The sequence below is a fragment of the Janthinobacterium glycogeni genome, assembly GCF_051380725.1.
GTDB lineage: Bacteria > Pseudomonadota > Gammaproteobacteria > Burkholderiales > Burkholderiaceae_D > Janthinobacterium.
In genome coordinates, this window is the sequence record NZ_JBNYXP010000001.1 from 455200 (window position 1) to 467476 (window position 12277).

General features: G+C 60.6%; 13 protein-coding genes and 1 tRNA gene. All 14 read right to left on the reverse strand.

Annotation, left to right across the window (positions count from 1 at the left end; all coding sequences use genetic code 11):
- Nucleotides 1–2: 2 nt before the first annotated feature.
- Nucleotides 3–1085, reverse strand: coding sequence for an NADH-quinone oxidoreductase subunit NuoH (gene nuoH / locus ACQ4W4_RS02105; RefSeq protein WP_071076363.1), 1083 nt, complete (start codon nucleotides 1083–1085; stop codon nucleotides 3–5).
- A complete protein-coding gene (gene nuoG, locus ACQ4W4_RS02110) occupies nucleotides 1085–3418 on the reverse strand; it encodes an NADH-quinone oxidoreductase subunit NuoG (protein WP_436540594.1) in 2334 nt (777 codons plus the stop codon). Before nuoG ends, nuoH begins: the two co-directional genes overlap by 1 nt.
- A gap of 22 nt (nucleotides 3419–3440) precedes the next feature.
- On the reverse strand, nucleotides 3441–4736 hold the full coding sequence (nuoF, locus tag ACQ4W4_RS02115; protein WP_010399729.1) for an NADH-quinone oxidoreductase subunit NuoF: 1296 nt from the start codon (nucleotides 4734–4736) through the stop codon (nucleotides 3441–3443).
- Nucleotides 4733–5212 (reverse strand): NADH-quinone oxidoreductase subunit NuoE, encoded by a 480-nt coding sequence (gene nuoE / locus ACQ4W4_RS02120; protein ID WP_035820520.1) that lies wholly within the window; start codon nucleotides 5210–5212, stop codon nucleotides 4733–4735. The genes nuoF and nuoE overlap by 4 nt, the downstream gene beginning before the upstream one ends.
- A gap of 12 nt (nucleotides 5213–5224) precedes the next feature.
- Nucleotides 5225–6478, reverse strand: coding sequence for an NADH-quinone oxidoreductase subunit D (locus ACQ4W4_RS02125; RefSeq protein ID WP_215408804.1), 1254 nt, complete (start codon nucleotides 6476–6478; stop codon nucleotides 5225–5227).
- On the reverse strand, nucleotides 6478–7071 hold the full coding sequence (locus ACQ4W4_RS02130; protein ID WP_070224111.1) for an NADH-quinone oxidoreductase subunit C: 594 nt from the start codon (nucleotides 7069–7071) through the stop codon (nucleotides 6478–6480). Before ACQ4W4_RS02130 ends, ACQ4W4_RS02125 begins: the two co-directional genes overlap by 1 nt.
- A gap of 17 nt (nucleotides 7072–7088) precedes the next feature.
- Entirely contained in the window at nucleotides 7089–7565 is a 477-nt protein-coding gene (locus ACQ4W4_RS02135) for a NuoB/complex I 20 kDa subunit family protein (RefSeq protein ID WP_010399733.1), read from the reverse strand.
- A gap of 3 nt (nucleotides 7566–7568) precedes the next feature.
- Nucleotides 7569–7928, reverse strand: coding sequence for an NADH-quinone oxidoreductase subunit A (locus tag ACQ4W4_RS02140; protein ID WP_010399734.1), 360 nt, complete (start codon nucleotides 7926–7928; stop codon nucleotides 7569–7571).
- Nucleotides 7929–8105: 177 nt separating this feature from the next.
- A tRNA-Leu gene (locus ACQ4W4_RS02145) sits at nucleotides 8106–8190 on the reverse strand.
- A gap of 191 nt (nucleotides 8191–8381) precedes the next feature.
- Nucleotides 8382–8786 (reverse strand): preprotein translocase subunit SecG, encoded by a 405-nt coding sequence (gene secG / locus ACQ4W4_RS02150; RefSeq protein WP_034749996.1) that lies wholly within the window; start codon nucleotides 8784–8786, stop codon nucleotides 8382–8384.
- Between the two features lie 28 nt (nucleotides 8787–8814).
- Nucleotides 8815–9564 (reverse strand): triose-phosphate isomerase, encoded by a 750-nt coding sequence (tpiA, locus tag ACQ4W4_RS02155; protein WP_436540595.1) that lies wholly within the window; start codon nucleotides 9562–9564, stop codon nucleotides 8815–8817.
- 73 nt (nucleotides 9565–9637) lie between these two features.
- On the reverse strand, nucleotides 9638–10618 hold the full coding sequence (locus ACQ4W4_RS02160; protein ID WP_436540596.1) for an NAD(P)H-quinone oxidoreductase: 981 nt from the start codon (nucleotides 10616–10618) through the stop codon (nucleotides 9638–9640).
- Between the two features lie 73 nt (nucleotides 10619–10691).
- On the reverse strand, nucleotides 10692–11300 hold the full coding sequence (locus ACQ4W4_RS02165; RefSeq protein ID WP_436540597.1) for a tetratricopeptide repeat protein: 609 nt from the start codon (nucleotides 11298–11300) through the stop codon (nucleotides 10692–10694).
- A gap of 62 nt (nucleotides 11301–11362) precedes the next feature.
- Complete coding sequence (locus ACQ4W4_RS02170; protein ID WP_436540598.1) at nucleotides 11363–12124, reverse strand: GIN domain-containing protein; 762 nt, start codon at nucleotides 12122–12124, stop codon at nucleotides 11363–11365.
- Between the last annotated feature and the right edge of the window lie 153 nt (nucleotides 12125–12277).

The window sequence follows — 12277 nt, forward strand, 5'->3', positions numbered from 1 at the left end:
TCTTACTTCCAAATATTCCAGGATGTCTGCATCCAGGCAGCGACGAAGACCAGGTAGACCAGCGTCAACGGGATAAACACTTTCCAGCCGAGGCGCATGATCTGGTCATAACGGTAGCGTGGGAAAGTACCGCGTACCCAGATAAACACCGACACGATGAAGAAGGTCTTGGCGAACAGCCAGAAGAAGCCGCCGAAACCACCCCAGAACTCAAGGAAAGCAAATGGTGCGGACCAGCCACCGAGGAACATGATCGAAGCGAGGGCGCCGATCAGGATCATGTTGGCGTATTCGGCCAGCATGAACATGGCGTAGGCCATGCCCGAGTACTCGACCATGTGGCCGGCCACGATTTCCGACTCGCCTTCGACGACGTCGAACGGGTGGCGGTTGGCTTCAGCCAGGCCCGACACCAGGTAGATGACGAACATCGGCAGCAATGGCAGCCAGTTCCACGACAGGAAGTTCACGCCCTTGTCGGCGAAGAAGCCGATTTGCTGGCCGCCGACGATGTCGATGAAGTTCAGGCTGCCCGAGACCATCAGCACGATGACCATCACGAAGCCCATCGGGATTTCATACGAAATCATCTGTGCCGAAGCGCGCATGGCGCCCATGAACGAGTACTTCGAGTTCGAGGCCCAGCCGGCGATGATGATGCCGTAGACTTCCATCGAGGTAATCGCCAGCAGCATCAGCAAGCCTGCGTTGACGTTGGCCAGCACGGCTTGCGGGCCGAAGGGCACGACCGACCAGGCGGCCAGGGCCGGCATGATGGTCATGATCGGGCCGATCACGAACAGGCCCTTGGCGGCCTTGGACGGGATGATGATCTCTTTGAACAAGAGTTTCAGCGCATCGGCGATCGGTTGCAGCAAGCCCAAAGGACCCACGCGGTTCGGGCCGACGCGGATCTGGATCCAGCCGATCAGCTTGCGTTCCCACAGGGTCAGGTAGGCAACCAGGCCCATCAGCGGCAACAGCACGCAGAGGATCTTGATCAGGGTCCAGAAGAACGGCCACGAGCCGCCCAGCAGATCCTGACCGCTGCTGTTGATGACGTTTACAAATTCAGGCAGAGCCATCAGATTTTCCCCTCTGCTGTTTCAACTGTGATGTCACCGAACATGCCGCCCAGGCTGGCCGTCGAGGCATGCGCCGCCGACACCTTGACCACATTGGCTGGCAGGCCGGCATGGAGTGCCGCCACCAGGATGGCGCTGCCGGAGCCTTGCGCCACTTTGACCTTGTCGCCTGCCTTGATGCCCAGCTTCTCGGCCAATGCCGGCGACAGATGGGCTTGCGGCGCGGCGCCGTCGACCGTGCGCAGCAGCGGTTCGGAGCGGCGCACCAGCGCGTCGGCGAAATAGATCGGCACGTCGGCGATGCGTTGCAGCGCAGGCGATGCCGGTGCGTACGTCGCCGCTTCCGGTGCGTTCTTGGCGATGTTGTTCAGCTGTGCCGACAGGTCGGTCACGCCGGCGCCGAACGCTTCGTCGCGGATCGCTTCGGAGGTGTCGTAGTCGAAACCGGCCAGGCCCAGGATGTTGCCCAGCACGCGCAGCACTTTCCAGGCAGGACGGGTTTCCGCCAGCGGTTTGACGGTGCCGTTGAAGCTTTGCGCGCGGCCTTCGCAGTTGACGAAGGTGCCCGAGGTTTCAGCGAACGGCGCGATCGGCAGCAAGACGTCGGCGTAATCCATGCCATGCTTGAAGGCCGACATCGCCACGACCATGTCGGCGCCATCGAGGGCGGCGCGGGCCGCCTGTGGATTGGCGGCGTCGAGCTCCGGCTCGGCGTGCAGCAGCACGTAGGCTTTTTTCGGTACGGCAAACGGGGCTTGCACGTTGGCGCGCGGCTTGGCGACCAGGTGCGCGCCAACCGTGTTGGCCGCTTCCGTCAGGTAACCGAGCTTGGCGCCCGTCTGTTCGGCGATCCATTGCGCAGCGGCATGCAGTTGCGACGCTTGCGGATGTTGCGTTGCCGCGTTACCCAGCAGCACGGCGCCATGGTCGCCGGCCATCAGGCTGGCGGCGATGGCCACGGCCACGTCCGAAGCGCTCACCGCTTCAAAACCGGCTGGCGCGGCGATTTCTTTTGCTTTAGCAACAGCGACGACCACTTCCGACAAGGCCGCCAGCCAATCGCTCGGCGCAACGATCATCTTGTTGGCGATGGTGATCAGCTGATCATCGTCGGAGGCGTGCAGGATCGACAGCTTGGCGCCGCCCTTGACGGACGCGCGCAAGCGCGTGGCCAGCAATGGATGATCCTTGCGCAGGAACGAGCCGATGACGAAGGCGCGCTTGATCTGGCCAAATTCGTTGATCGGCATGCCCAGCCATGGTTTCACGCTGGCGTCGAGCGCGAAGTCGGTCTGGCGCAGGCGGAAGTCGACGTGCTCGGAACCGAGGCCGTGGGCGACTTTTTGCAGCAGGACCAGCTCTTCGACCGTCGAATGCGGGGTCGCCAGCGCGGCGATGGCGTCGGCGCCATGCTCGTGCTTGATATTTTTCAAACCGTGCGCCACGTATTCCAGCGCGGTCTGCCAATCGACTTCTTTCCACTCGTTGCCTTGTTTCAGCATCGGCGACGTCAGGCGTTCGGCACTGTCCAGCGCTTCGTACGAGAAACGGTCCTTGTCCGAGATCCAGCACTCGTTGACGGCTTCGTTTTCCAGCGGCAGTACACGCTTGACCTTGCCAGCTTTCACTTGCACGATCAGGTTAGCACCGAGGCCGTCATGCGGGCTGACCGATTTGCGGCGCGACAGTTCCCACGTACGGGCGCTGTAGCGGAACGGTTTCGAGGTCAGTGCGCCGACCGGGCACAGGTCGATCATGTTGCCCGACAGTTCGGAGTCGACCGTCTGGCCGACAAACGACACGATTTCCGAGTGTTCGCCGCGGCCGATCATGCCCAGCTCCATCACGCCGGCCACTTCCTGGCCAAAGCGTACGCAGCGGGTGCACTGGATGCAGCGCGACATCTCTTGCATGGAGACCAGCGGACCGGCTTCCTTCGGCGTGACGACGCGCTTGTCTTCCTTGTAGCGCGATTCGCTCTTGCCGTAACCGACGGCCAAGTCTTGCAACTGGCATTCGCCGCCCTGATCGCAGATAGGGCAATCGAGCGGGTGGTTAATCAGCAAGAATTCCATGACCGACTTTTGCGCCTGCACAGCTTTATCGCTGGCGGAGCGCACGATCATGCCGGCACTGACCGGGGTCGCGCAAGCGGGCAAAGGCTTGGGCGCCTTTTCCACTTCGACCAGGCACATGCGGCAGTTCGCTGCGATCGACAATTTCTTGTGATAGCAGAAGTGCGGAATGTAGGTTCCCAATTTGTTGGCGGCGTCCATCACCATGCTACCAGCAGGGACTTCGACTTTTTTGCCGTCTATTTCGATTTCAACCATGGTGATCGTTACCTGACGCAGCTTAGATATATGCGGGCACTAAGCAATGCTTGTGCTCGATATGATATTCAAATTCTTCACGGAAATTCTTAATGAAGGCCCGTACCGGCATGGCAGCCGCATCGCCCAGCGCGCAAATGGTGCGGCCCTGGATGTTGTCGGCGATCGAGTTGAGCATGTCCAGGTCGTCTGGACGACCCTGCCCCTGCTCGATGCGGTGCACCATGCGGTACATCCAGCCTGTGCCTTCACGGCAAGGCGTACACTGGCCGCACGATTCTTCAAAGTAGAAGTAGGACAGGCGTTCCAACGCCTTCACCATGCAGCGTGTTTCGTCCATCACGATGACGGCGCCCGAACCCAACATCGAACCGGCTTTCGCGATCGAGTCATAGTCCAGGTCGGTCTGCATCATGATGTCGCCGCGGATCACCGGCGCGGACGAGCCGCCAGGAATCACGGCCTTGATCTTTTTACCGCCGCGCATGCCGCCTGCCAGTTCCAGCAGGGTCGCAAACGGGGTGCCGAGCGGCACTTCGTAGTTGCCCGGTTTTTCCACGTCGCCCGAGATCGAGAAGATCTTCGAACCGCCGTTGTTCGGCTTGCCCATCGCCAGGTATTTCTCTGGGCCGATGTTCAGCACGAAAGGCACGGCCGCGAAGGTTTCCGTGTTGTTGATCGTCGTCGGCTTGCCGTACAGGCCGAACGAGGCAGGGAAAGGCGGCTTGAAGCGCGGCTGGCCCTTCTTGCCTTCCAGCGATTCGAGCAGAGCCGTTTCTTCGCCGCAGATGTAGGCGCCATAACCATGGTGGGCGTGCAACTGGAACGAGAACTCGCTGCCCATGATCTTGTCGCCCAGGAAACCGGCGGCGCGCGCCTCTTCCAGCGCTTCTTCGAAACGCAGGTATTCCTGGAAGATTTCGCCGTGGATATAGTTATAGCCGACGGTGATGCCCATCGCATAAGCGCCAATGGCCATGCCTTCGATCAGCGCATGGGGATTGTAACGAATGATGTCGCGGTCCTTGAAAGTGCCCGGTTCGCCTTCATCTGTATTGCAGACGAGGTATTTTTGGCCCGGGAACTGGCGCGGCATGAAGCTCCACTTCAAGCCGGTAGGAAAACCCGCGCCGCCACGGCCGCGCAAGGACGAAGCCTTGAGGTCGGCGATGATCTGTTCCGGCGTGATTTTCTCTTCCAGGATACGCCGCAGGGCGCTGTAGCCGCCGCGGTTCACATAATCTTGCAAATGCCAGTTCTTGCCATCCAGATCCTTCAGGATCAATGGATCGATATGGCGGTTGTGGAGTGACGTCATTTCTTGAGTTCCTCCAGCATGGCGTCGATTTTCTCGTTCGACATCCAGCTGCACATGGTTTTATTACTGACCAGCAAGACCGGCGCATCGCCGCAAGCACCCATGCACTCGCCTTCAACCAGGGTGAACTGGCCGTCTGCGGTGGTTTCGCGGAAATCGATACCCAGTTTCTGCTTCAGGTACTCTGCAGCGCGCACGCCGCCCGACAGGGCGCATGGCAGGTTGGTGCACACGGTGATCTTGTGCTTGCCCACGGGTTTCACGTTGTACATATTGTAGAACGTGGCCACTTCCTGCACGGCAATCGCCGGCATGCCGATGTAATCGGCCAGTTCCTTCATGGTTTCCGGCGCCAGCCAACCCAGTTCATCCTGGGCATGAGCCAGCGCGGCCATGACGGCCGACTGACGCTGGTCGGCCGGATACTTGGCCAGCTCGCGGTCAATTTTCTTATAGCATTGCTCTGATAACAACATACTTTTTGCCTCTTAGCGGTCAATACTGCCGAACACGATATCTTGCGTCCCGATGATGGTCACGGCGTCGGCAAGCATGTGCCCACGCGCCATCTCGTCGAGCGACTGCAAGTGGGCGTAGTCTGGCGCGCGCAGTTTCATGCGGTACGGCTTGTTGGCGCCATCGGACACCAGATACACGCCGAACTCGCCCTTCGGATGTTCCACGGCACTGTAGGCCTCGCCTGGCGGCACGTGGAAACCTTCCGTGAACAGCTTGAAGTGGTGAATCAAGGATTCCATGTTGGTCTTCATGTCGACGCGGCCCGGAGGCGCCACCTTGCGGTTGCTGGTCATGACAGGACCTTCATTGTTACGCAGCCACTCCACGCATTGCTTGATGATGCGGTTCGACTGGCGCAGCTCTTCCACACGCACCAGGTAGCGGTCGTAGCAATCGCCGTTGGTGCCGACAGGAATGTCGAAATCCATCAGGTCGTACACTTCGTACGGCTGTTTCTTGCGCAAGTCCCACTGCACGCCCGAGCCGCGCAGCATGGCGCCCGTGAAGCCCATGGCCAGCGCATCTTCCGGCGAGACCACGCCGATGCCGACGGTACGCTGTTTCCAGATACGGTTATCGGTCAGCAGGGTTTCGTACTCGTCCACGGAATTCGGGAAACGGCGCGCGAAGTCTTCGATGAAGTCCAGCAGCGAACCCTGGCGGTTTTCGTTCAGCTTGCCGATGGCCTTGGCGTTGCGGATGATCGACGCCTTGTGCTGCGGCATCGCGTCCGGCAAGTCGCGGTACACGCCGCCCGGACGATAGTAGGCCGCGTGCATGCGCGCGCCCGATACCGCCTCGTAGGCGTCGAACAAGTCTTCGCGGTCGCGGAAGCAATACAGGAACGGGCCCATGGCGCCGACGTCCAGCGCGTGGGTGCCGAGCCACATCAGGTGATTCAGGATGCGCGTCATCTCGTCGAACATGACGCGGATGTATTGCGCGCGCAGCGGCACTTCCAGGCCCAGCATCTTTTCGATGGCCATCACGTACGCGTGCTCATTGCACATCATCGACACATAGTCGAGACGGTCCATGTACGGCACGGACTGCAGGTAGGTCTTCTGTTCGGCCAGCTTTTCGGTGGCGCGGTGCAGCAGGCCGATATGCGGGTCGGCGCGCTGGATGACTTCGCCATCCATCTCCAGCACCAGGCGCAGCACACCGTGCGCGGCCGGATGCTGCGGCCCAAAGTTCAGGGTGTAGTTCTTAATCTCAGCCATTATTTCATCCCGTAATGTTCTTCGCGGATCACGCGCGGCACGTTTTCCCGCGGCTCGATCGTCACGGGCTGGTAAATCACGCGCTTTTGTTCCGGATCGTAGCGCATCTCGACATAGCCGGAGACGGGGAAATCCTTGCGGAACGGATGGCCGATGAAACCGTAGTCGGTCAGCAGGCGGCGCAAGTCGTTGTGGCCTTCGAAGAGGATGCCCAGCAGGTCGAATGCTTCGCGCTCGTACCAGTTGACGGCGCGCCAGATACCGACCACGGAAGGCAGCAGTGGCATGTCATCGTCGGGCGCGAACACGCGCACGCGCACGCGCCAGTTGTGCTTAACCGACAGCAAGTGCGACACGGCCGCGAAACGCAGACCATCCCAGCTGCCGTCGCCATAGGTCGAGTAGTCGACGCCGCACAGGTCGAGCAGCTGCTCGAAATGCAGGCTCGGATCGTCGCGCAAGGTCTGCATCACGGCCAGGTAGTCCTCGGCCTTGACCTGCAAGGTGACTTCGCCCAGCGCAACCGTCGTGCTAACGCGATCGCCCAGGGCAGTGCCGAGGGCGTTTTGCAATACTTCTAAATGTGTTGTCATAATCTGAAGCGGCCCGGTTAGCGTGCGATCGTGCTGGTACGCTTGATCTTGTTCTGCAACTGCATGATGCCGTACAACAAGGCTTCAGCGGTCGGCGGACAGCCAGGCACATACACGTCGACGGGCACGATGCGGTCGCAACCGCGCACCACGGAATAGGAGTAATGGTAGTACCCGCCGCCATTGGCGCAGGAACCCATCGAGATGACCCAGCGTGGCTCCGCCATCTGGTCGTAGACCTTGCGCAGGGCCGGCGCCATCTTGTTGCACAGGGTGCCGGCAACGATCATGACGTCGGACTGACGCGGCGACGGACGGAACACGACGCCGAAACGGTCCATATCGTAGCGGGCTGCGCCCACATGCATCATTTCGACCGCACAGCAGGCCAGACCGAACGTCATCGGGAACATAGACCCGGTGCGCGCCCAGTTGATCAGCTTGTCGGCCGAGGTGGTGATGAAACCTTCGCTTAATACGCCTTCAATAGCCATGGCTTATTCCCAGTCAAGGGCACCTTTCTTCCAAATGTACCAAAATCCGACCACGAATTCAGCGATGAACACCATCATCGTGACGAAACCGGCCCAGCCCAGGTCGCGCATTGCAACGCCCCATGGGAAAAAGAATGCCGTTTCCAGATCGAACAAAATAAACAGGATTGCGACCAGATAGTAGCGCACATCGAATTTCATGCGCGCGTCTTCGAATGCTTCAAAACCACATTCGTACGGGGAGAGTTTTGCTGCGTCAGGCTTGTTAGGACCTAACAGGCGCCCCAGGAGCTGGGGAGCGATACCGACACCGAGGCCGATAATAATGAACAGCAGGACGGGGAAGTAATTTTCGAGGTTCACGATTGATAAGCTTATATTGAACGATCGGTTAAATGAGGACGCTGCGATCATTTGCAGCGTATCTAACGCACGACCCCAATCAAAGCTAAGACCAGGATCGAACGACACATCCTCGTAAAAAAAGCCAGCAACTTTGTACGAGCCATGGCTCGTGCGCCGTTGCTGGCTTCTGATTTCTGGTGCCGACGACGAGACTCGAACTCGTACAGCTTTCGCCACTACCCCCTCAAGATAGCGTGTCTACCAATTTCACCACGTCGGCGGTAAGGCCCGTATTCTACTCTGCTTTGGCGCTAAAGTTAATGCACAAATGCATCAAAACACAGATAAAAACGATAAATTTTTACATCTTCCAGCGCGTCACGATTTTTTCCTGCCGCACTGCTGAAACATTGAGCAATAATCCGCCCTTAATGAGAATTACTCTCGATGAGGTATCGAGTTAATGCAGAATTACTTTGGAATCGCGCCTGCCGGGGTGCTGGCAACCGGCGCCGCCGCTGCCGGAGCGCTGGCCGCCGGGGCTGCCGCAGGCACCGTCGTCGGGATCGCGCCCGCGCCGGTGACCGGCACTGGCTTGACGACTTTGTCCATCACGCCGCCGCCCACCGTGGTGGCGCGCTGATTGGCCATCAGCGACAGGGCCAGGGTGGCGCCGAAGAAGATCGCGGCGGCAACGCCCGTCGATTTCGACATGAAGTTCGACGAACCCGTCGCACCGAACAGGCTGCCCGAGGCGCCCGAACCGAAGGCGGCGCCCATGTCGGCGCCCTTGCCGTGCTGCAGCAACACCAGCGCGATAATCGACAATGCCGAAATAACCTGTACTACCACTACCAGATTGAACATCATGTTCATTGCAATTCCATTCTTAGTTTAAATTAATTCAATCGGCGGCGTGAATAATCGCCAGGAAATCCGCCGCCTTCAATGCTGCTCCACCGATCAGACCGCCATCGATATCCGGCATCGCCATCAATTCTTTTGCGTTCTCCGGCTTCATGCTGCCGCCGTACAGGATCTGCACGCCGGCGGCCGCTACCGCATTCTTTTGCGCCAATTGGGCGTGCAATACCTGATGCACGTCCTGCGCCATCTGCGGCGTGGCCGTCTTGCCCGTGCCGATGGCCCAGACCGGCTCGTAGGCCAGCACCAGCTTCGCCACGTCGTCGGCGGAAATGGCCGCCAGCACGGCGCCCAGCTGCTGCGCCACGACCGCGTCGGTCTGGCCCGCTTCGCGCTGCGCCAGGGTCTCGCCGATGCAGACGATAGGCGTGATGCCTGCCGCCAGTGCGGCAACCGTCTTGGCCGCCACCTGCGCATCACTCTCGCCATGGTAGGCGCGGCGCTCGGAATGCCCGATCACCACATAGCCGCAGCCGAAATCCTGCAGCATGGCGGCCGAGATTTCGCCCGTGTAGGCGCCGCTGGCGTGCGCGGAGACATCCTGGGCACCCCAGCCCAGCGCCGTGCCTGCCAATTGCGCCTGGCACTGCGCCAGATACGGCGCAGGCACACAGACGGCGCTGGCGGCGCCAGAAGCAGCCAGGCCAGCAACTATTTCAGACAATAACACCGCGTTCGAGGTGCGACTGCCGTTCATTTTCCAATTTCCGACGACGAGTTTGCGACGCATAGTAGCCTAAATTCTTAATAACCCGTCATTCTAACTCCGGCACCGATGCCGGTCAAACAGGCAGTGCCCCGTTTCAGGCAACTTGCAACATGATCTTGCCCACGTGCGTGCTCGCCTCCATCAAGGCATGCGCCTCGTTGGCCTTTTCCAACGGGAAAGTTTGATAGATCACGGGCTTGATCTTGCCCGCCTCGATCAGCGGCCAGACGGTCGTGCGCAGGTGGTTCGCGATGGCCGCTTTGAAGACGACGGGACGGGGGCGCAAGGTCGAGCCGCTGACGCTCAGGCGGCGGCGCAGCATTTGCCCCAGGTCCAGGGTGGCCTTGGTGCCACCCTGCACGGCGATCAGGCCGATGCGGCCATCGTCGGCCAGGCAATCGATTTCGCGCGGCAGGTAGTCGCCGCCCACCATGTCGAGGATGACGTCGACGCCTTTGCCACCGGTCAATTCCTTGACGACGGCCACGAAATCTTCCGTGCGGTAGTTGATGCCCCGTTCGGCGCCCAGCGCCTCGCAGGCGCGCGCCTTCTCGTCGCTGCCCGCCGTGGCGAACACGCGGTGGCCGAGCGCGGCCGCCAGCTGGATGGCCGCCACGCCGATGCCGGACGTGCCGCCCTGTACCAATAACGTTTCGCCATCGGCCAGCGCGCAGCGGTCGAACACATTGCTCCAGACAGTGAAGAAGTTTTCCGGCAGGGACGCGCCTTCCAGCGCCGTCAAGCCCTTGGGCAGGGGCAGGCACTGGCCGGCGGGTGCGGCGCAGTATTCGGCATAACCGCCGCCCTGCACCAGTGCGCAGACGAGGTCGCCCTTCCTGAAAGCCGTGCTGGTGAAATCACCATCGACGACTTCGCCCGCCACTTCCAGGCCCGGCAAGTCGGAGGCGCCCGCAGGCGGCGCATACTTGCCCAGGCGCTGCAATACATCGGGGCGGTTGATGCCGGCCGCATGTACCTTGATCAGCAGTTCGCCCGCCTTATATTGCGGCATGGGACATTCGGCGATCTGCAAAACGTCGGCGGGACCTGGCTGGCTGATGGCAACTGCACGCATGGCGGGACTCTTTCAAGGGAAAACGGCGATTGTACGCCAAGCCGTCCACCCTTGCAGGCCGCTACTTTATCTCTCAGCCACCGCCCGTTTTCGACTCGCGCGGCAAGGGCGTGCCCGGCTTCCATTTGGCCGACAGCGCCTGCCCTTCCTCGACTTGCTCATGCGTCATCTTGCGCACGACGGCGGCGCGCTGGTCGGCCGCATTCGCATTGCCATTCGCCGCCGCCAGATTCCACAGCATGTAGGCAATGACGTTGTCCTGCTGCACGCCACCCATGTGGTAGCGGTACATCAGGCCCAGCACCTGCTGTGCCTCGGCATGGTTCTGCTCGGCCGCCTTGCGGAACCAGCTGACGGCCTGCTTGTGGTCCTGCAGCACGGCGTTGCCCGTGTAATACATGGCGCCCACCACGTACTGGGCGTCGGCCTTGCCCTGCTCGGCCGCCTTGCGGTGCCAGAACATGGCTTGCTTGTAATCCTGCGGCAAGCCCCGCCCCATGTAATACATCAAACCCAGCAAATGCTGGGCATCGGCATTGCCGGTCTTAGCAAGGGGCAATACTTCCTTGTAAGCCAGCGCGTAATTCTTGTTGTTGTAGGCGCTGGCGCCTTCGGCGAAGCCGGCCCGCGCGGGTAGCTGTATCGTCAACAGCATGAGTAATGTAATGATCAGTTTTTTCATCGGAATGGGATGTGGTCTGACAACTTATTCTTGTCCTGCAGAAGGCCTGCGGCAGGATGCTTTTACTTCCAGCTAACTTTGCCCAGGCCCTCGACGCTGACATCGCGATTGGCCGGTTTGCCGTACACCACCACCGAACCGAGTCCGCTCAGGTTCAGCTTGGCATTCGTATGGGCATTCACCGTGGCATTTCCCAGGCCGCTCAATTCCAGGTTGACGGCATCGGCTTCGAACTGCTGCGCGTTCAGGCTGCCCAGGCCGCCCAGGTTCGCTTTCAGCAGGCGTCCGCGTCCACCCAACATCACGGAACCGGCGCCCTGCAAGTCCAGCTCCGCGCGCTCATTGTTGCCGATCCAGAGCTGCATGCTGCCCACGCCGCCCAGGCTGGCATTGAGCTTGCGGTAGTCGCCCACCAGCTTGATGCTGCCCGCCCCTTCCAGCGACAGGGTCAGTTCCTCGCCCTTGAAACCCGTGATGTCCGTGCTGCCAAAGCCTTCCGAGCTCAGTTCGCGCAGGTTCGGCAACACCAGGTCGGCGCGGATCGATGAAGGGCCGAGCTTGAAGCCGCGCACTTCCGTTTCGATGTGCAGGGTGTCGCCGCTTTGCGCCGTGCTGACATCGGCGATGTAGCGCTTGTCGGCCGTGATGCTCAGCGAAGGCACGTTGCCCTGGCGGATGCGCACCTCCATCACGCCGTCGAGCTTGACCCTCACCACGCGGGCGTCGACGTTGCGCATTTCCAGCAAGCGGGTCTCGGCGGCCACGCCGCGCACCAGGCCCAGTGTCGCCAGGAACAACAGCGCCAGTTGCAGTGTCTTTTTCATGTAGTGCATCCTCGGTATCTTGTTTTTATCTGTCTGGTCGCCCGCCTGGGGCGCCTGCATTGCTCGTGCAGCTGCACTGTAGCAGTGTCGAAAATTGCTGACAATGACTTTGACGCCTGACAAAACCGTAGCGAGCGGCGGTGAGGCTCGGCG

Coding starts and splice junctions, on each gene's coding strand:
- nuoH (WP_071076363.1), bottom strand. CDS start 1,085: ATGGCTCTGCCTGAATTTGTAAACGTCATCAACAGCAGCGGTCAGGAT.
- ACQ4W4_RS02125 (WP_215408804.1), bottom strand. CDS start 6,478: ATGGCTGAGATTAAGAACTACACCCTGAACTTTGGGCCGCAGCATCCG.
- ACQ4W4_RS02165 (WP_436540597.1), bottom strand. CDS start 11,300: ATGAAAAAACTGATCATTACATTACTCATGCTGTTGACGATACAGCTA.
- nuoG (WP_436540594.1), bottom strand. CDS start 3,418: ATGGTTGAAATCGAAATAGACGGCAAAAAAGTCGAAGTCCCTGCTGGT.
- ACQ4W4_RS02170 (WP_436540598.1), bottom strand. CDS start 12,124: ATGAAAAAGACACTGCAACTGGCGCTGTTGTTCCTGGCGACACTGGGC.
- nuoF (WP_010399729.1), bottom strand. CDS start 4,736: ATGACGTCACTCCACAACCGCCATATCGATCCATTGATCCTGAAGGAT.
- secG (WP_034749996.1), bottom strand. CDS start 8,786: ATGAACATGATGTTCAATCTGGTAGTGGTAGTACAGGTTATTTCGGCA.
- nuoE (WP_035820520.1), bottom strand. CDS start 5,212: ATGTTGTTATCAGAGCAATGCTATAAGAAAATTGACCGCGAGCTGGCC.
- ACQ4W4_RS02135 (WP_010399733.1), bottom strand. CDS start 7,565: ATGGCTATTGAAGGCGTATTAAGCGAAGGTTTCATCACCACCTCGGCC.
- ACQ4W4_RS02160 (WP_436540596.1), bottom strand. CDS start 10,618: ATGCGTGCAGTTGCCATCAGCCAGCCAGGTCCCGCCGACGTTTTGCAG.
- tpiA (WP_436540595.1), bottom strand. CDS start 9,564: ATGCGTCGCAAACTCGTCGTCGGAAATTGGAAAATGAACGGCAGTCGC.
- ACQ4W4_RS02130 (WP_070224111.1), bottom strand. CDS start 7,071: ATGACAACACATTTAGAAGTATTGCAAAACGCCCTCGGCACTGCCCTG.